Raw genomic sequence first — 18343 nt, forward strand, 5'->3', positions numbered from 1 at the left:
GCCCGACCGCCCCATGGGCGGGCGCTGCCCTCTGATGCTCTGTCACGCTCCCCCTTGCCGATCCCCCCTCCCCGCGCCACATTCTTCTGCAAAGGAGAACCGCATGATCATTCACCCCAAAGGCAGCCGCCCCTCTGAACCCGGTCCCGAAGATTACTTCACCGGAGAGGTCGAGATGGCCCCGCTGATCTCTGCCCCGGCCCCCGCCCGCCTGCGCGGGGTGACGGTGACCTTCCAGCCCGGAGCGCGCACGGCGTGGCATGTCCACCCCTTGGGCCAGACCCTGATCGTCACCGAAGGCACCGGCCGCGCCCAGACCGAAGGCAGCCCGGTGCAAACGCTTAACAAAGGCGATGTCGTCTGGTTCGGCCCCGGAGAGAAACACTGGCACGGCGCCGCGCCAGATAGCGCCATGACCCATATCGCCCTGCAAGAGGCGCAGGTCGGCGAGGCTGTCGAATGGATGGAAAAGGTGACGGACGCGGATTACGACCCGGCCTAAGCCCTTGGGCGCGGCAGCTTAAACGTAGCCGCGCCACCAAAGCCAGATCACGAAGCCCACGAAAACCACGAGGATGTTAAAGGCCACCACCGCCAAACGATCCAGAATGATCCCGCGCTGCCGGGCCTTGGGGTCGATCTCACGCAGATGCGCCGTGACCCGGTTGAAGGCCGCCCAAACGGGGGCATCCTCCAGCTGGCGGGCGATATGAGGGTTTGCGACCAGATGTTCGGTCTTGCTCAGCAACACCCCATCGCCGCGAATGCCGCGCGGCAGTTCCGGCCCGGCGCGGTGAAACGCCTCGCGCAAATCGCGGGCTTTGATGCGCAGCCGATCCTCGAACAGGGGGCGCAGCGCCTCGGCACGGGTGTTGAAATCTTGGCGGTCAATCATGCGCGCATCTAATCGCTCTGGTCCCCGGGCTGCAATGCCCGTAATTTGACCGCATGTTGAATTACACCGAATATGGCGAAGCCGCCGCCGACCGTCCGTCCCTGTTTATCGTTCATGGCCTCTATGGCTCTGGCCGCAACTGGGGCGTCATCGCGAAACGTCTTTCCGACAATCGCCACGTCGTCACGGTGGACATGCGCAACCACGGCAGCAGCCCGCATCACGACACCCATAGCTATCCCGAGATGGCGCAGGATCTGGCCGAGGTTATCACGCATCTGGGCGGCCCGGTGGACATCTGCGGTCACTCCATGGGCGGCAAGGCGGTGATGATGCTGGCGCTGACCCAGCCCGATCTGCTGCGCCGGGTGATCGTCGCCGATATCGCGCCCGTCACCTATGGGCACACACAGCAGATGTTCATCGACGCCATGCGCGGCGTGGACCTCACCCAGATCGAACGCCGCTCGGACGCCGAAGCGCAACTGGCCACAGCCGGGGTAGAGCGCGCGTTGCAGAGCTTCTTTACCCAATCGCTCGACGTGCCCGGAAAACGCTGGCGGCTGAACCTTGACGCACTCGAGGCTGAGATGCCCAAGATCATCGGCTGGCCCGATGATGTGAGCGGGCAATTCGAGGGACCGACCCTGTTCCTCTCGGGGGGGGCCTCGGACTATGTTCAGCCCGAACACCGCGAGGCGATCAAGGCGCTTTTCCCGCAAGCGCGCTTTGCCAAAATTCCCGGCGCGGGGCATTGGCTCCACGCCGAAAAACCGCGCGAGTTCGAGGCGACGCTGCGCATCTTCCTTAATACCGAAGGGTCTGACTAGCCAAGCTGATCCCTTCAGCAGCCCCCTAAGCCCCCCCCGATCGCTGCCCTTGAGGGGGTGAAGCCACAGCGCCACCCTTATTTCTCGGGCCGTGATGGCCATTCCCCCCTTGCAGCCAGAGCCGCCTTGCCTATAAGGCAGGACAATTTGCAAATTTAGGGGGCCGCCATGCCGAAACGTACCGACATCCAGTCGATCATGATCATTGGTGCGGGGCCGATTGTCATCGGACAAGCCTGCGAGTTTGACTATTCCGGCGCTCAAGCCTGTAAGGCGCTGAAAGAGGAAGGCTACCGCGTCATCCTCGTCAACTCCAACCCGGCCACGATCATGACCGATCCAGGGCTCGCCGATGCCACCTATATCGAGCCCATCACACCTGAAATCGTCGCCAAGATCATCGAAAAAGAGCGCCCCGATGCGCTGCTGCCCACCATGGGCGGCCAAACCGGGCTGAACACCTCGCTCGCGCTCGAAGAGATGGGCGTGCTTGAGAAATTCGGCGTCGAGATGATCGGTGCCAAGCGCGAAGCCATCGAAATGGCCGAAGACCGCAAGCTCTTCCGCGAGGCGATGGACCGTTTGGGCATCGAAAACCCAAAAGCCACCATCGTCACCGCGCCCAAGCGCGAGGACGGCAAGAAAGACCTCGCCGCTGGCGTGAACCTCGCCCTTGAGGCGCTGGAATACGTCGGCCTTCCCGCGATCATCCGCCCCGCCTTTACCATGGGCGGCACCGGCGGCGGCGTGGCCTACAACCGCGAGGATTACGAATTCTACTGCCGCTCGGGCATGGATGCCTCGCCGATGGGGCAAATCCTCGTCGATGAGTCGCTGCTGGGCTGGAAAGAATACGAGATGGAAGTGGTGCGCGACACCGCCGACAACGCCATCATCGTCTGCTCGATCGAGAACATCGACCCGATGGGCGTGCATACCGGCGACAGCATCACCGTGGCCCCAGCCCTGACGCTCACGGACAAAGAATACCAGATCATGCGCAACCACTCCATCGCCGTGCTGCGCGAGATCGGAGTAGAGACCGGCGGCTCCAACGTGCAATGGGCCGTGAACCCCGCCGATGGCCGCATGGTCGTGATCGAGATGAACCCGCGCGTTTCGCGCTCCTCGGCGCTGGCGTCCAAGGCCACCGGCTTCCCCATCGCCAAGATTGCGGCGAAGTTGGCCGTGGGCTTTACGCTGGACGAGCTCGACAACGACATCACCGGCGTCACACCCGCGTCTTTCGAGCCGACCATCGACTATGTGGTCACCAAGATCCCCAAATTCGCCTTTGAGAAATTCCCCGGAGCCGAGCCTTACCTCACCACCGCGATGAAATCGGTGGGCGAGACCATGGCCATCGGCCGTACAATCCACGAAAGCCTGCAAAAGGCGCTGGCGTCGATGGAATCGGGCCTCACCGGCTTTGACGAAGTGGCCATCACCGGTCTCAACAGCGACCTGCCCGGCGACGCGCCAGAGAATATGGCGGCGCTGATCAAAGCCGTGTCGGCCCCGACCCCTGACCGGATGCGCACCATTGCCCAAGCGATGCGTCACGGCATGTCCGACGACGATCTGCACGCGCATACCATGTTCGACCCGTGGTTCCTTGCCCGGATCCGCGAGATCATCGAAGCCGAAGAGGGCATCCGCGCCAGCGGTCTGCCCGACGATGCAGATACCTTCCGCGAGTTGAAAATGATGGGCTTCACCGATGCCCGGCTCGCCATGCTGACTGACAGCCGCGAGGCGCAGGTTCGCGACGCGCGGCTGGCTCTCGGCGTCAAAGCCGTCTTCAAACGCATCGACACCTGCGCCGCCGAATTCGAAGCGCAGACCCCCTACATGTACTCCACCTACGAAAGCCCGCTGATGGGCGAGGCGGAATGCGAAGCGCGGCCATCAGACCGCAAGAAGGTCGTCATCCTCGGCGGGGGCCCGAACCGCATCGGCCAAGGCATCGAGTTCGACTACTGCTGCTGCCACGCTTGCTATGCGCTGACCGACGCGGGCTATGAGACCATCATGGTCAACTGCAACCCCGAGACGGTCTCGACCGACTATGACACCTCGGATCGCCTGTACTTTGAGCCGCTGACCTTTGAACACGTGATGGAAATCCTGCGCGTCGAGCAGGAGAACGGCACGCTGCACGGCGTCATCGTTCAGTTCGGCGGCCAGACCCCCTTGAAGCTTGCCAATGGCCTGCAAGAGGCCGGCATCCCGATCCTCGGCACCACGCCCGACATGATCGATCTGGCCGAAGACCGCGAGCGTTTCCAGCAGCTTGTGCTGAACCTTGGCTTGAAACAACCACACAACGGCATCGCCCATTCCGACGCCGAAGCGATGGAAATCGCCAAGGAAATCGGCTTTCCGCTGGTGATCCGCCCCTCCTACGTTCTGGGTGGCCGCGCGATGGAGATCGTCCGCGATCAGGCCAGCCTCGAGCGCTACATCACCAATGCGGTGGTCGTGTCCGGCGACAGCCCGGTGTTGCTCGACAGCTACCTGTCGGGCGCGGTGGAACTGGATGTCGACGCCCTCTGCGACGGCGAGAATGTGCATGTCGCGGGCATCATGCAGCATATCGAAGAGGCGGGCGTTCACTCCGGCGACAGCGCCTGCTCCCTGCCGCCCTACTCGCTCCCGCGCGAGATCATCGCAGAGGTCGAAGAGCAGACCCGCGCGCTGGCAAAAGCGCTCAACGTCGTGGGCCTGATGAACATCCAGTTCGCGGTGAAAGACGGCGAGATTTACCTCATTGAGGTCAACCCCCGCGCCTCGCGCACCGTGCCCTTCGTGGCCAAAGCGACGGACAGCGCCATCGCCTCCATCGCCGCGCGGATCATGGCCGGGGAGCCGCTCAGCAACTTCCCGCAGCGCCCGCCCTACCCCGATCAGGCCGCATATGAAGACACCCTTCCGCTTGGCGATCCGATGACACTGGCCGACCCGAATATGCCGTGGTTCTCCGTCAAAGAAGCGGTGCTGCCCTTCGCCCGTTTCCCCGGCGTCGACACGCTTTTGGGGCCGGAAATGCGTTCCACCGGCGAGGTCATGGGCTGGGACCGCGACTTCCCCCGCGCCTTCCTCAAGGCGCAGATGGGCGCTGGCAACCCACTGCCGCGCAACGGCTGTGCCTTCCTCTCGGTCAAGGACGCCGACAAGGGCCAAAACATGCTGGAGGCCGCGGAAATCCTGCTGGACCAAGGCTTTACCTTGATCGGCACCCGCGGCACCGCGGAATGGCTCACCGCCAATGGCCATGCCTGCGATGTGGTGAACAAGGTCTACGAGGGACGCCCCGACATCACCGACATGATGAAAAACGGCGATGTACATCTGGTGATGAATACCACCGAAGGCGCGCAGGCGGTCGAAGACAGCAAGTCGATCCGCTCTATCGCGCTTTACGACAAGATCCCCTACTTCACCACCGCCGCAGGTGCCCATGCCGCGGCACTGGCGATCAAGGCGCAGGCCGAGGATGCAATCGGTGTGAAAGCGCTTCAGGGGTAAGAAATCGGGGCTGTCCATTGGGCAGCCCCTTTTTTCAGGCGGCGCAGTGCCCGCTTAGCTGATGACGCACCTTATCCAGCAAAGCTGGGGCGCGAAACGCATCCTTGTGGCATGCGACACGCTGACCTCTTTGGCTTCCAAGCCGATCTGCGCAATCGGTTCGTGGGTAAAACTTGTCTCGACCAGCACCAGACGGTCGCCATCGGCCATCAGCGGCACGCGCTCACGCGAGAGACCGGCGATAAAGTCGAGATCAAGCAGGCTGTCCAGACCGATCCCCTGCGAGAAATCCACCGCGAGGATCCGACGGCCCAGACTGTCACAGTCCAGAATGCAGCGCACCTGAGTGATCCGCAAAGAGACCTCATACCCGGTGAGTTGCTCTGCGACCGATTGCAGCCCCAAGAGGTCATTGGCGGTGATTGGCGTCGTCTGGCGCGACAGGCTGTCGGCGATGACGGCGGTGGCATCGGTCGCCATCCCGCGCACCCGAAAGGCATCCGTGAAGGTCAGCATCGCCATGATCGACCAAACCAGCAAAGGCAGCAGCACCAAGAAGGCAATCGTCTGGCTGCCCTCTTCGGACTGGAAAAAACGCTTTAAAGAAATCGCCCTCATCCGCGTGGCTCCGTTACGAAAGCTGTTGTGACCCGCACGCCGTATTGCCCGTCGGAGCCTTCGGGCAGTTGACGGCCCAAACCGGTCCCCGGCAAAAGTGGCTCAAAAAGACGACATACGCGCATCATCATCAGGTTGTTCTGCTGGCCGGGCAGAAAGCCGTTTGCCGGGTCGAAATCTTCGTCCCGGTCCACGCAAGGCGCAGGGCCGCCCAAGTCAGCCCAATCGGCAATCGGCAAGGCGCGCATCTCGATCCGGATATTCTCTAGGCAGCCCGCATCAAAGACCGAACGCTCGCAAATCAGCGCTTTCATCGCGTCATAGCCCGGCGTGGCGCCAGTCGCCAAACGCACGTCCCGCACGGCCAAATTCGTGGCACGGCGCAGCATGATCTCACGCGCGCTCCACAGACCGGTCTCAAGCGCAAGGAAGAAGAAGTAAAAGACCAGCGGCAACAGGATGACGAACTCAACGGTGACCCCGCCCGCCTCGGATCGGCGAAAGCGGTCTTTGAGAAAGCGGATCATTTCGTCAGCCTCAGCATAGAGATGGACGCGGCGATCATGTCGAATGCGGTTTGGATTTCCAAACCCTGAACGTCGAAATAATGGGCGTCGGATGAGGCGCAATCTTTCAGGAGGTTGAGTGAGTTGGTACTGTCGACATCCATGCCGATGGAATAGACCACGACCCCAGCGGTATTCGCGACACCGCAGATTTGACGCAGCCGCCGGTCCTTCTCGCTCGCACTGATTGTGTTATGCATGTTGGCCCAGAAGCTGCTCGCAAGGGAGCTCCAAACCTGCGATCCGCCCCACCAGGTCACCGATCGCCGCCGACCATAGAGATTATATCCGTAGTAGTAGGGGGACATCTCTGCCCAAACCTCGGGCCAGTCGAGCCGCTCTTCCTCTCCCTGACTCTTATATTTCTCTAAACTAGGATGATTAAGCAGTGTGGTGTCATGCCACATCCGGTCGGACCCCCAAGGATGGGTCGCGTAAAAGTAGGCTTCGGGATAGGAATTATCCCCGTCGTACTCGTTTGAGCGTTCCGCCGAATCCGCTGTATAAAACACGACCGAACCGTAATCAGTGCGGATAACGTCGGACTCGCCAGATGCATATTCGGGCTCAAGTCGATATTCCGGATAGTTCTCACCATCCGTCATCAGCACCAGTACTTTCATGCTGTTCTCAGCGCCATGCGGATGTGGACGGCCTTGGAACTCAGGTTCCACCAAACCGGCGTTGATCAATCCGTTCACTGGCTCTTGCGCGGAGGGGTCAAGCAACGCCAACCCCCATTTCGCACCAACATCGATCGACGTTGACCCTTCGGCGGTCAAGGCAAGAATTTGCGATCTCAGTACCGATACCGAGTCCGACAGTGGCGTGATCGCAAAGCCCCCGTCTTTACGGCAAACCCACTGGCCACGATCCCGATCAGAAGTCGACATGCTCTGGAACTGAAAGTGTCCGGTCCGCTGGATCTGTTGGTCGGGATCGATCGATAAGGAGCCGTAATCATTCGCGTCAAAATCTACGCAATGCGAATAGTTATGCTCTGTGGTTGCTGCATATTGGCCCAGCAGAGCCTCCCCTGCGTTAACCTTCGTCGAATAGGGAACAATCGAAATCGACACACGCCCCTCTTCGGAATCGCTTAGGATTGTCTCCACGAAATCTATGGCCGCGCGCTTAAGCAGGGTCAGCTTAATCCCGCTTCGGTCGCTGGTTTCCTCCCCCATCGACCCCGACACGTCGAGCACGAGCGAAATCTCGATATCTTCCACCCGTTCGGTCGCCTCTGACGTGATCGTCATGCCGAGCGTGTCGATGTCGAAAAACCGGAAGAAATAAGTGTTCAGCCCGGCGGGAAGCGAGGCTTCGACCGTCCGCCCCACCAGAATGCCGCCGATCTTTTCTTCGCTCGTGTCGATCGCCACCTCGGAGGGGTCAAGCCCCGCAGACGTCAGGTAGCTGCGCACGACCTCTTCGGGGTCGAGGTTTTGCGACAGGCTGGCCGCGGCCAGCACGGCATTGTCGAGGTGGGTCTGAAATGTGGTCCGCGTCCGCTCGTGGTTCGCCAGATCCACGGCCAGACCGCCAAAGATCGTAATGCCGAAAAACACGACCAACATGAGGACCAGCATGCCGCCGGTCTCGTCCTTGGAAAAACGCTTCACCCGATCGAAAAGCATTCGACTAATAACTTTGCGCCTCATGACACCTCTCTTTTTCGGAGGTTGAATTCGTGAGCAAATTCTGTGCTCTAGGCTGCAGCATCCGCCATTGATGGACCTGTAAATCACGCACCGAAATGGCCGCTGCCCTGAAAAAAATCTGTCTGTTCTTGTTCAATTAATGATTGCTAACGAGCGATCACTGCGCCCTGCTGGTTGCATAGTCAAGCCAGCGCGTATCGTCATAGGCGATCAAATTTTTCAACTGTAGCGGCATTCACACGCCTGCCACCTCAAAGCCGTGGCAAGTCCCGCGCGGTTTCGCTAAAGTATGGAACCTGCACCTTGCTGCCCCCTGCGTCAGCGTGCGCCGACCATGACAACGGCCCCTTGCAATTCCACCGGGGCTGCTCAGCTTTAGTAGACCAGCCACGCCGTTGGAGAGAAAGGGATCACACCGATGTATCAAGCCGCCATCACCGGCACGGGCGTTTTCACGCCTCAGCAGACCATCACCAACGCCGAACTGGTCGAAGCCTTCAACGCCTATGCCGACCTCTACAACGCCGAGAATGCCGAGGCGATCGGCGCGGGCACCCTAGAGGCCAAGGCGCATTCTTCGGAAGAGTTCATCGTCAAAGCCAGCGGCATCGAGCAGCGCTATGTCATGGACAAATCCGGCGTGTTGGACCCCAATGTCATGCATCCCCTGCTGCGCCAGCGCGCGGATGAGGAACCCTCCCTGATGGCGGAAATGGCCGTTGATGCTGCGCAAAAGGCGCTCGCCGCCGCTGGAAAGACCGCCGATGATGTGGATGCGGTGATCTGCGCGGCCTCCAATCTTGAGCGCGCCTACCCCGCCGTGGCCATCGAAATTCAAGAGCTTCTGGGCGTGAAGGGCTTTGCCTTCGACATGAACGTGGCCTGTTCTTCGGCTACATTCGGCATTCAGGCGGCGGCGGATATGATCCGCTCCGGCTCCATCCGCTCCGCCCTCGTGGTGAACCCGGAAATCTGTTCGGCCCACCTCGAATGGCGCGACCGGGATTGCCACTTCATCTTTGGCGATGTCGCCACCGCCACGCTGCTGGAGCGTGCCGAAGATGTCGAAGGCCCCTGTTTCGATGTCATCTCGACCCGCTGCGCGACTGAGTACTCCAACAACATCCGCAACAACAACGGCTTCCTCCGCCGGTCCCGCCCCGACGGGCTGAGCGACCGACGCGACATGCAGTTCATGCAGAATGGGCGCAAAGTGTTTAAGGAAGTGTTGCCCATGGTGGCCGATCATATCGGCGGGCATATGGCCGACAATGGGCTGGAGTCCGACGACCTTAAACGCATTTGGCTGCATCAGGCGAACAAATCGATGAACGATTTCATTGGGCGCAAGGTGCTGGGCCGAGAGCCTGAGCTAGGCGAACAGCCCAACATTCTACAAGACTACGCCAACACCTCCTCCGCTGGGTCGATCATCGCTTTCGCGAAGAATTCCGATGACCTGCAAGACGGGGACACGGGGCTGATCTGCTCTTTCGGGGCGGGCTATTCCGTCGGGTCGGTGATCGTTAAAAAGCGCGGTTAACCGCCCGCGCCTTGCCCCGCCCGCTCGTGAGAACGGGTCGGGGTTTCTATCTTGATCCGCTGTCATGGGCGGCGTAACACCCTGCCCATGGCAAAGCTCTACTTCAATTACTCCACCATGAACGCTGGCAAATCCACGGTGCTGCTACAGGCGGCGCATAACTATGTGGAACGGGGCATGGTGCCCTTTTTGCTGACCGCGCAGTTCGACAATCGCGCAGGCGAAGGGCGCATCGCCTCGCGCATCGGCATCGGGCAAGAGGCCGATACCTTCGCCCCGGGCGAAGACCTTTTGGCCAAGATCGAAAGCCGGTTAGAGCAAGGCCCCTGCGCCTGTATCTTTGTCGATGAGGCGCAGTTTCTTGAGGTCGAGCAGGTCTGGCAACTGGCCCGCGCGGTGGATGATCTGGGCGTGCCGATCATGTGCTTTGGGCTGCGGGTAGATTTCCGGGGTGAGCTTTTCCCCGGCTCTGCCACGCTGCTCGCGCTGGCCGATGAGATGCGCGAAGTGCGCACCATTTGCCATTGCGGCAAGAAGGCTACGATGGTCGTGCGCCGCGACGCCGAAGGGCAAGCGATGCGCGACGGCGCGCAGGTGCAGATCGGCGGGAACGAGACCTATGTCTCCCTCTGCCGCAAACACTGGCGCGCCGCCGTGGGCGATGGCTAAACCCGGTTCGGCGGGGTGCTTCCGTCAATGAAGGCTTGTAGATTGGCCACAGCCATCAGCCCCATATCGACGCGGACCTCATGCGCCGCCGTGCCCAGATGCGGCAGCAGCACAGCATTGTCGAGATCCCGCAGCGCCTGCGGCACTTTGGGCTCGAATTCATAGACATCCAGCCCGGCGCCACCGATGCGCCCCGCGTGCAAGGCCGCGATCAACGCCGCCTCCTGCACCACATCGCCGCGGGCGATGTTGATCAGATGCGCATGGGGCTGCATCGCGCCGAGCACGGTTTCATCGATCAAATGCCGCGTGGCACCGCCGCCGGGCACGGCAACGACAAGCACATCCACGGCCTCGGCCAGCGCAGTCAGGCTTTCGACACGGGTGGCCGGGAAATCCAACTCCTTCGCGCTGCGGTTAAAATAACTGACCTGCATCTCGAAGCCATAGTGACACCGCCGCGCGATGGCCTGCCCGATCCGGCCCATGCCGACGATGCCGACCCGCTTGCCGGTCAGGTGCAGCCCCAGCATCTGGGTCGGGTGCCACCCTTCCCACGCGCCCGAGCGGACCAACCGCTCCCCTTCGCCGGCGCGGCGGGCGGACATCAGCATCAGCGTCATGGCGACATCCGCCGTCGCATCGGTGACCGCGCCGGGGGTGTTAGTTACCTCCACCCCCGCCGCGCGGGCCGCTGCCGCGTCGATGTGGTTATAGCCGACGCCAAAATTGGCGAGGATCTTGCAGCGCGGAACGGGCACATCGGCAAAGACTTCGGCCGAGAATACATCCCCCAAGGTCGGCATTACCCCGTCATAGTCGCGCAAAGCCGCGCGCATTTCATCGGCCGAGAGGGGCGCGGTTTCCTCGCGAACGGTTACTTCGCAGCCCGTCAAGGTGACGGTGACCTCGTCGGGCAAGGGTCTGGCAATTAGTATCTTTTTCAATGCATCCGCCCTCCTTCGGGCACTTTTTGATCGGGCGACAACAGCACGATCTCTCCGTCCTTATCCGGCAGACCAAGCACCAGCACTTCGGACATGAAAGGCCCGATCTGGCGCGCGGGGAAGTTCACCACGGCCATGACCTGCCGCCCCACCAGCGTTTCGGGTGTATAATGCGCCGTGATCTGGGCAGAGGTCTTACGCTCCCCGATCTCAGCGCCGAAATCCACCCAGAGTTTGATCGCCGGTTTGCGCGCTTCGGGGAAGGCTTCGGCCCGGGTCACGGTGCCGACGCGAATGTCGACTTTCAGAAAATCGTCGAAAGTGATCTCAGCCATTGGCCAACTCCCGCGATCTGTCTGCGGCAGCGGCCACGGCGCGTTTCAACAAAGGCGGGAAGCCCTCGGTCTCATCCATCAGCACCTCAAGCGCCGCTTGGGTGGTGCCATTGGGGCTGGTCACGTTGACGCGAAGCTGGGCGGGGTCTTCTTCGGCCTGCATCGCCAGCGCCCCTGCCCCGGCCACGGTCGCCTTGGCCAATTGCATGGCCAGTTCTTCGGGCAAGCCTTGGGCCACCCCGGCGGCGGCCATGCATTCGATCATGTGAAAGACATAGGCCGGGCCCGAGCCGCTGACCCCCGTGACCGCGTCGATCTGCGCCTCTTCGGTCAGACGCACGACCTCACCCACGGCGCTGAGCAGGGTCTCGGCCTCATCCAAAGATCGGCTGCCCGCCTTGGCGTTGCCAACGATGGCGGTGATCCCTTTGGAAATGGCAGCGGGGGTATTGGGCATGGCCCGCACGATGGGTGTGTCGCCGCCAAGGACGCTTTCGAAATAGCCGATGGTGGTGCCCGCTGCGACGCTGACGAATAGCGTCTCGCCGTTGCCCATCGCCTGAAGCGTCGGCAGCGCATCCGCCATCATCTGCGGCTTGACCGCCACCAGCACCACGGCCGGAGCGGCAGGCAGCGTGGCGTTAAGGTTCACGCCCGCGCTTTGCAGCCAATCGGAGGGCTTGGGGTCCACCACCCAAACCGAGCTTGCAGGCAGTCCCTTTGCCAGCCAGCCTTCCAACATGGCCGATCCCATTTTGCCACAGCCCAGCAAAACCAAGCCGTCGCGCGCCACTCTGCCGTCTTTCATCGTCATCCCCCGAAGTTGTTCGGGGACTTTGTTACGCCCGGCCGTAAGCCTCTGCAATGGCGACGTCCATCGCGGCCTTGGGGGTTTGATCGCCCCAGACGAGCAATTGCAGCGCGGGGTAGTAGCGTTCGGCGCTCATGACAGCGGCACCGATCATCGTATCAATCTGCTCTGGCCCCGCGACCTGCCCACCGGCCAGCACCAAGCCGTAACGGTAGACCATCAACTGCTGATCCGGCCAGAAACTGAACGCCCCCGCCCAGCATTGATCGTTGACGAGGTTTAACAATTCGTAAAGCTGCGGCAGTTTTTCGGCAGGCGGCTCCATCTCGAAGGTGCAAATCAGGCGCAGCGTTTCGTCGTAGGCAGACCATGCCAGCGTGATCGAATAGGTTCGCCATTGGCCTTCGACAGCCATGGCGATCTGGTCATCCGCCACGCGGTCAAACTCCCAATCATGGTGCGCCGCGATATTTTCAACGATATCAATCGGGTGAACGTCTTCTTCAAGGTAATGCTCGGACAGGGCCATTTCGCCACCTCTCAATCTGTTCCACGGGGCGGGACGTGGCCCACCATTCATGGAAGCCTGCACAAATAGGCGTGTAGGTTCACATCACCTATACAAGATATGGTGCTTCTAGCGGAACAGTCTGGCAAGGTTTTTCTTGGGGATAACCACAATTGATAGGGGATAACCGCAATAACTTGTGGGTAAATCGTGGAAAACGTCTACAATTTGGAGAGAGGTGCTGCGCCGGGGCATAATTAGTCTCAGTCGGCGCGGAGGATCGCCGCCCCAACCTTGGGGGCGGCAGATCAGATTTGGCCTAGGGTCGGGCCTCAGCCCTTGGTTTCGAGCTTGTCGAGCCGCGCTTTCAGCGCTTCGTTCTCTTCGCGGGCCTTTTGCGCCATGGCACGCACCGCGTCGAACTCTTCACGGGTGACAAAATCACGATCAGCGAGCCAACGGTCGAGCATGCCCTTCATGGCAGTCTCGGCCTCATCCTTGGCACCTTGGGCGACGCCCATCGCGTTTGTCATCATCTGTGAGACGTCATCGAAAAACTTGTTACGGGTCTGCATGTCTGGCCTCCGGAGGTTTGTTAGCCTCTATATGGGGCGCGAAGCCCTTACTCGCAAGGTTGACTTCCCCGCGTGGCCTTGCTCAATCAGCACCATGATAGCCATGCTCCCCTTCCCCGATATCGCGCCGGAAATTTTTTCGGTTAACCTGTTTGGTGCCACCTTCGCGCTGCGCTGGTATGCGCTGGCCTATATCGTGGGCATTCTGCTGGGCTGGCGCATCGCCACCGCGGCGGTCAAACGCCCACAACTGTGGAAGAATGACACGCCCGTCATGAAGCCCGGTCAGGTCGAGGACCTGCTCTTTTGGGTCATTCTGGGCGTCATTCTTGGCGGACGGTTGGGCTATGTGCTGTTTTACCAACCGGCCTATTACCTGTCGAACCCCGCCGCCATCTTGCAGCTCTGGGAGGGCGGCATGTCCTTCCATGGTGGGGCGCTTGGGGTCATTCTGGCCGGACTCTTCTATACACGGCGGCATCGCATCCCGGTGATCTCGACCGGAGATATGGTGTGTTTGGGGTTGGCACCGGGCCTGTTTCTGGGGCGGCTGGCGAATTTCATCAACGCCGAGCTCTGGGGCCGTCCGACCGATCTGCCTTGGGGCGTGGCCTTCCCCGGCGAGGCAGCGCAGTTCTGCCCCGACGTGGCCGGCATCTGCGCCCGGCACCCCTCGCAACTCTATGAGGCGCTGCTGGAGGGGCTGGTCTTGGGCGGCGTGCTGATCTGGATGGCATGGAAACGCGGTGCGCTGAAAATGCCCGGCCTGATCGGCGGCACCTTCCTTGCGGGCTATGGCGCGGCACGTTTCGCGGTTGAGTTCCTGCGCCAGCCAGATGCGCAATTCGTCACCCCCGGCAACCCACTGGGGCTGGCGTGGCATATCGGCGGCTGGGGGCTGACCATGGGGCAGATCCTGTCGCTGCCGATGATTGCCGTAGGCATCTTTTTGATCATTCGGGCGCGGCGGCAGGCATGAGCCTGAAGGACCATCTGCTCGCGCGGATCGCCTTGGAAGGGCCGATGCGGCTGGACGACTATATGCAGTCCTGCCTGCTGCATCCCGACTGGGGCTATTACACGACCCGAGCGCCCTTTGGCGCAGAGGGGGATTTCATAACGGCGCCGGAGATCAGCCAGATGTTTGGCGAGTTGATCGGCCTGTCGCTGGCGCAAAGCTGGCTGGATCAGGGTGCGCCCGCGCCTTTCACGTTGGCCGAGCTTGGGCCGGGGCGCGGCACATTGATGGCCGATATGCTGCGCGCCTGCGCGCAGGTGCCGGGATTTCTGGCCGCTGCGAAGATTACGCTGGTCGAAGCCTCCCCCGCTCTGCGCGACGTGCAGCGTGAGACGTTGCAAGGCCATGACATCACTTGGTTGGATAGCGCTGCAGACTTGCCCGAAGCGCCGCTTTTCCTGATTGCGAACGAGTTTTTTGACGCGCTCCCGATCCGCCAGTTCATCCGCCAAGGCGCAGGCTGGGCGGAGCGGCGGGTCGGCGCGGCAGAGGGCGCGCTGGCCTTCGGCCTTGGGCCCGTGACCCCGCAGCCCGCCCTCACGCACCGGCTGGAGGATACGAAGGACGGCGATCTGGTCGAGCGTTGCGCCCCAGCGGCAGAGATCATGCAACAGATCGGCAGCCGCATCGCAGCCCATGGCGGCGCCGCACTGATCGTCGACTATGGCGATTGGCGGGCCTTGGGCGACACCCTGCAAGCCTTGCAGAATCACGCCCCCGTAGACCCGCTGGCCAGCCCGGGCCATGCCGATCTGACCGCTCATGTCGATTTCGAGGCGCTCGCCCTCGCCTGCCCCTGCCCCCATAGCCGCGTCGTCACCCAAGGCGTTTTTCTTGAGCGTTTGGGCATCACCCCCCGCGCGCAGAAATTGGCCGAACTCCTGACCGGTGACGCGCTTGGCAGCCACATTGCCGCACATCGGCGGTTGACGCACCCGGCGGAAATGGGAAACCTGTTCAAAGTAATGGGGCTCTACCAAAAAGGTCAGACCCCGCCCCCGGGGACAGAAGTATGACGCTCGAAATTCTCACATCCGATGCGCTTGCCCCTCTGCGGCACGGGTTCTTCACCCGCCGTGGCGGCGCGTCATCGGGAGTGTTTTCCGGGCTGAACTGCGGCAGCGGCAGCTCGGACCAGTCCGAGATTGTGCGCATCAACCGCGCCCGCGCTGCCGAGGCGATGGGCCTGCCCGCTGACCACCTTGTCGGGGTGCATCAGGTCCACTCTGCCACCGTCGTCACCGTGACAGAACCGCGCGACGACAAGCCCCGCGCCGATGCGCTGGTGACCAAAACCCCCGGCATCGCCCTGTCGATCCTGACCGCCGACTGCCAGCCCGTGCTCTTTGCGGATGCGCAGGCCGGTGTGGTCGGCGCGGCCCATGCGGGCTGGCGCGGCGCGCTTGATGGGATACTTGAGGCGACCGTCGATGCGATGGTTGATCTGGGCGCCACGCGCGAAAAGATCACCGCGGTGATCGGCCCCTCGATCAGCCAGCGCGCCTATGAGGTCGGGCCAGAGTTTCTTGACAACTTCATGAGCGCCGACCCCGAGTTTGCCCGTTACTTTGCCCAAGGCGAAGGTGACCGTCTGCATTTCGACTTGCCGGGCTTTGGCCTGAACCGTCTGCGCGCGGCGGGTGTGGGCCATGCGGAATGGACGCGGCATTGCACCTATGCCGACGCCTCGCGATTCTATTCCTACCGGCGCACGACCCACGCCAAAGAGGCTGACTATGGCCGCCTGCTCTCGGCCATCACGCTCTGAACGGGGCGAGATTGGGGCGAGGGTCGCCCGTTTCATGCCGCATTACTGTCGCCAGACTGGACGTAATCGCATCCGGTTTGCTCAATTGTTTCCTGATCTGGCGATAACTGTAGGATTTTAAACACTTTATAGATTGTGGCCTACGCGCCCCAAAGCGCCCAACTTAGCCGTCAAATTTGCGCAAGTTTCTCACCCATCGTCAAAAACCGGCCCGATTGCACTGCGATAGTGAATGGAACGATGCCCGCATGACCGAAGAGGAACCGAGCCATGAAAAAGAACCCGCACTTCATCAAGTCCGTCGTCGAGACCGCCGCAAAGACGGACACCGTCATGCCATGGGCGCGTGGCGCGCGCCGCGCCGCCTTTATCGCAAAGCGCGCTGGCAACGCCCCGGTCCGCAAGACCGCCTGAAAAGTTTCCCCCGGTACCGGCGCCAAAGCGTCCGGTACAAATGACCGCCCCTCAGGACGTTGATTCGTTTCGGGGGGCGTTTTCCTGCAAATATGGCAGCCAAGAGCCGGGCCAAGAAACATACCGCGATTTTAGCGGAAATTGGCGCGGGATGGGCTGTGAATATTCCGGATATTTTGACAATTCCGGCAGAACATGGCGAATTACCTGTCAGTCCGCGCCCAAAAGGGCCGCGTTCCGCCCCGCTGCGCCGGGTAGATAAGGGGTTTTGCATGACACAGACCGCCGCCACCGATCTTGAAGTTCCGCCGCCTGCGCCAATGCGCAGCTATGAAGTTGCCGCCCTGCGCGCCGATGGTTCGCTCTATATCGGGCAAGACACTGCGCCCGCCGCGCCGCTTTTCGAATCCGCCTTTGCGGCCTTCGCCCGCGGGACGCTGATCCAGACGGTGCAGGGCGACATCGCCATTGAGGACCTTCAGCCCGGCGACATGATCAATACCTCATCGGGGGAACCGGCGCGATTGATCTGGATCGGGTCCAGCAGCTTTATCCCGGCGGACAGCGGGCGGCGGCTTTCGCTGATCCGCATCATGCCCGACAGTTTCGGAGAGGGGCGCCCCAGCTCGTTCCTCACCCTTGGTCCCGCCGCACGGGTGCTACAAACGCCGCCTCACCTGCGGGCAGAGGCGGGCAGCACCCGTATGCTGACCCCGGTTCGCGCGTTTTTGGATGGGGTCAACGTGATTGAGGTCGCCCCGCCGACCCCGGTGCGCCTGTTCCATATCTGCCTGTCGCGCCATGCGGCGATCAAGGCAGGCGGGTTGGAGATGGAGACCTTTCACCCCGGTGCACAGGCTCTGCGCGACGCCGCGCCCAACCTTCGGGATCGGTTTCTGTCAATGTTTCCGCAGATCGCGCATGCGACGGATTTCGGCCCCCTCGCCCATCCCCGCGCGCCTGAAACCACAGAAGACAGCCCAAAGGACTGATTCAGGGCGCGGTCGACAGCCGCGCTTCCAGCACGTCGAAGGGCACGCCGGGATCATCCTTGGCCCCACGGATCACAAGGCTCGTCTTTACGCTTTCCACATTCGGCGTCGTCAGCAATTGCCCCGTGAGGAAGCTTTGAAAACTCGACAGGTCCGGCGCCACGCATTTCAGGATGAAATCAACCTCACCGTTGAGCATATGGCACTCGCGCACCAACGGCCAACCGCGACATTTCTCTTCAAAAGCGCTCAGATCGGCCTCGGCCTGACTGGCAAGTCCGACCATGGCGAAAACCTGCACCTCAAAGCCCAGTTCGCGCGCATCAACATCGGCGTGATAGCCTTTGATGTAGCCTTGTTCTTCCAAGGTGCGGACCCGGCGCAAACAGGGCGGCGCAGAGATGCCCACGCGCTTGGCCAGTTCGACATTCGTCATCCGGCCATCCGATTGCAATTCGGCCAAGATCATCCGGTCGATCGGATCTAGTCGTGTACCCGCCATATCATCCTCAGTGAATTTTCGATTCTTATAGCAGCCTGCGTGGTACGCGCAATAAAGTTTCACGCAGGCGCAATATTCTTTGTCTCACACCATCGAGCCGATCCAGCCGCCTGCTCACGCAAGCGTAATGGCAGGGCGGTGACGGTGGGGGTTTAACGGCTTC

At 61.6% G+C, this 18343-nt stretch carries 20 protein-coding genes; 10 read left to right on the forward strand and 10 right to left on the reverse strand.

What is annotated here, in order from left to right:
* The first annotated feature begins 103 nt into the window (after nucleotides 1–103).
* Nucleotides 104–502: a cupin domain-containing protein gene (locus tag K3762_RS14235; protein WP_067916484.1), complete on the forward strand. Its 399-nt coding sequence runs from the start codon at nucleotides 104–106 to the stop codon at nucleotides 500–502.
* Between the two features lie 18 nt (nucleotides 503–520).
* On the opposite strand, the gene K3762_RS14240 is transcribed toward K3762_RS14235, so the two are convergent.
* Nucleotides 521–895: a hypothetical protein gene (locus K3762_RS14240; RefSeq protein WP_132444305.1), complete on the reverse strand. Its 375-nt coding sequence runs from the start codon at nucleotides 893–895 to the stop codon at nucleotides 521–523.
* A gap of 53 nt (nucleotides 896–948) precedes the next feature.
* On the opposite strand from K3762_RS14240, the gene K3762_RS14245 reads away from it, so the two are divergent.
* The gene (locus tag K3762_RS14245) at nucleotides 949–1725 is read left to right on the forward strand and encodes an alpha/beta fold hydrolase (protein ID WP_120351697.1); all 777 of its coding nucleotides are present in this window, start codon (nucleotides 949–951) and stop codon (nucleotides 1723–1725) included.
* Nucleotides 1726–1893: 168 nt separating this feature from the next.
* Nucleotides 1894–5253 (forward strand): carbamoyl-phosphate synthase large subunit, encoded by a 3360-nt coding sequence (gene carB / locus K3762_RS14250; RefSeq protein WP_260010124.1) that lies wholly within the window; start codon nucleotides 1894–1896, stop codon nucleotides 5251–5253.
* A gap of 54 nt (nucleotides 5254–5307) precedes the next feature.
* Here the strand turns inward: carB and K3762_RS14255 are convergent, their stop codons facing one another.
* Genes K3762_RS14255 through K3762_RS14265 form a run of 3 tightly spaced genes read right to left on the reverse strand, consistent with a single transcriptional unit; the run spans nucleotide 5308 to nucleotide 8098 of the window.
* Nucleotides 5308–5871: a TadE/TadG family type IV pilus assembly protein gene (locus K3762_RS14255; protein WP_132444303.1), complete on the reverse strand. Its 564-nt coding sequence runs from the start codon at nucleotides 5869–5871 to the stop codon at nucleotides 5308–5310.
* Complete coding sequence (locus K3762_RS14260; RefSeq protein ID WP_120351700.1) at nucleotides 5868–6398, reverse strand: TadE/TadG family type IV pilus assembly protein; 531 nt, start codon at nucleotides 6396–6398, stop codon at nucleotides 5868–5870. Before K3762_RS14260 ends, K3762_RS14255 begins: the two co-directional genes overlap by 4 nt.
* A complete protein-coding gene (locus K3762_RS14265; protein WP_132444302.1) occupies nucleotides 6395–8098 on the reverse strand; it encodes a Tad domain-containing protein in 1704 nt (567 codons plus the stop codon). The genes K3762_RS14260 and K3762_RS14265 overlap by 4 nt, the downstream gene beginning before the upstream one ends.
* A 418-nt stretch (nucleotides 8099–8516) precedes the next feature.
* Here K3762_RS14265 and K3762_RS14270 point away from each other — a divergent pair, with 418 nt between their 5' ends.
* Both K3762_RS14270 and K3762_RS14275 read left to right on the forward strand, forming a co-directional pair.
* The gene (locus K3762_RS14270; protein WP_132444301.1) at nucleotides 8517–9641 is read left to right on the forward strand and encodes a beta-ketoacyl-ACP synthase III; all 1125 of its coding nucleotides are present in this window, start codon (nucleotides 8517–8519) and stop codon (nucleotides 9639–9641) included.
* 87 nt (nucleotides 9642–9728) lie between these two features.
* Entirely contained in the window at nucleotides 9729–10310 is a 582-nt protein-coding gene (locus K3762_RS14275; protein ID WP_120351703.1) for a thymidine kinase, read from the forward strand.
* Here the strand turns inward: K3762_RS14275 and K3762_RS14280 are convergent.
* The 5 genes from K3762_RS14280 to K3762_RS14300 form a co-directional block, all read right to left on the reverse strand.
* A complete protein-coding gene (locus K3762_RS14280) occupies nucleotides 10307–11257 on the reverse strand; it encodes a D-glycerate dehydrogenase (RefSeq protein WP_132444300.1) in 951 nt (316 codons plus the stop codon). The genes K3762_RS14275 and K3762_RS14280 overlap by 4 nt on opposite strands.
* Complete coding sequence (locus tag K3762_RS14285; protein ID WP_067935119.1) at nucleotides 11254–11592, reverse strand: tRNA-binding protein; 339 nt, start codon at nucleotides 11590–11592, stop codon at nucleotides 11254–11256. The genes K3762_RS14280 and K3762_RS14285 overlap by 4 nt, the downstream gene beginning before the upstream one ends.
* A complete protein-coding gene (gene proC / locus K3762_RS14290) occupies nucleotides 11585–12400 on the reverse strand; it encodes a pyrroline-5-carboxylate reductase (RefSeq protein ID WP_132444299.1) in 816 nt (271 codons plus the stop codon). Before proC ends, K3762_RS14285 begins: the two co-directional genes overlap by 8 nt.
* Before the next feature lie 31 nt (nucleotides 12401–12431).
* Complete coding sequence (locus K3762_RS14295) at nucleotides 12432–12932, reverse strand: YbjN domain-containing protein (protein ID WP_067622761.1); 501 nt, start codon at nucleotides 12930–12932, stop codon at nucleotides 12432–12434.
* Nucleotides 12933–13243: 311 nt separating this feature from the next.
* Nucleotides 13244–13486, reverse strand: coding sequence for an accessory factor UbiK family protein (locus K3762_RS14300; RefSeq protein WP_067622764.1), 243 nt, complete (start codon nucleotides 13484–13486; stop codon nucleotides 13244–13246).
* 94 nt (nucleotides 13487–13580) lie between these two features.
* Here K3762_RS14300 and lgt point away from each other — a divergent pair, with 94 nt between their 5' ends.
* From lgt to K3762_RS14325, 5 genes are all read left to right on the forward strand, one after another.
* The gene (gene lgt / locus K3762_RS14305; RefSeq protein ID WP_132444298.1) at nucleotides 13581–14465 is read left to right on the forward strand and encodes a prolipoprotein diacylglyceryl transferase; all 885 of its coding nucleotides are present in this window, start codon (nucleotides 13581–13583) and stop codon (nucleotides 14463–14465) included.
* Nucleotides 14462–15520 (forward strand): class I SAM-dependent methyltransferase, encoded by a 1059-nt coding sequence (locus tag K3762_RS14310; protein WP_132444297.1) that lies wholly within the window; start codon nucleotides 14462–14464, stop codon nucleotides 15518–15520. The genes lgt and K3762_RS14310 overlap by 4 nt, the downstream gene beginning before the upstream one ends.
* Nucleotides 15517–16272, forward strand: coding sequence for a peptidoglycan editing factor PgeF (pgeF, locus tag K3762_RS14315; protein ID WP_120351709.1), 756 nt, complete (start codon nucleotides 15517–15519; stop codon nucleotides 16270–16272). The genes K3762_RS14310 and pgeF overlap by 4 nt, the downstream gene beginning before the upstream one ends.
* A 270-nt stretch (nucleotides 16273–16542) precedes the next feature.
* Nucleotides 16543–16686 (forward strand): hypothetical protein, encoded by a 144-nt coding sequence (locus K3762_RS14320; protein WP_165935549.1) that lies wholly within the window; start codon nucleotides 16543–16545, stop codon nucleotides 16684–16686.
* A 272-nt stretch (nucleotides 16687–16958) separates the two neighbouring features.
* Nucleotides 16959–17678, forward strand: coding sequence for a Hint domain-containing protein (locus K3762_RS14325; RefSeq protein ID WP_132444296.1), 720 nt, complete (start codon nucleotides 16959–16961; stop codon nucleotides 17676–17678).
* A gap of 1 nt (nucleotide 17679) precedes the next feature.
* On the opposite strand, the gene K3762_RS14330 is transcribed toward K3762_RS14325, so the two are convergent.
* Nucleotides 17680–18180 (reverse strand): Lrp/AsnC family transcriptional regulator, encoded by a 501-nt coding sequence (locus K3762_RS14330; RefSeq protein WP_040700523.1) that lies wholly within the window; start codon nucleotides 18178–18180, stop codon nucleotides 17680–17682.
* Between the last annotated feature and the right edge of the window lie 163 nt (nucleotides 18181–18343).

This window comes from Sulfitobacter sp. W074 (assembly GCF_025142275.1).
GTDB lineage: Bacteria > Pseudomonadota > Alphaproteobacteria > Rhodobacterales > Rhodobacteraceae > Sulfitobacter > Sulfitobacter profundi.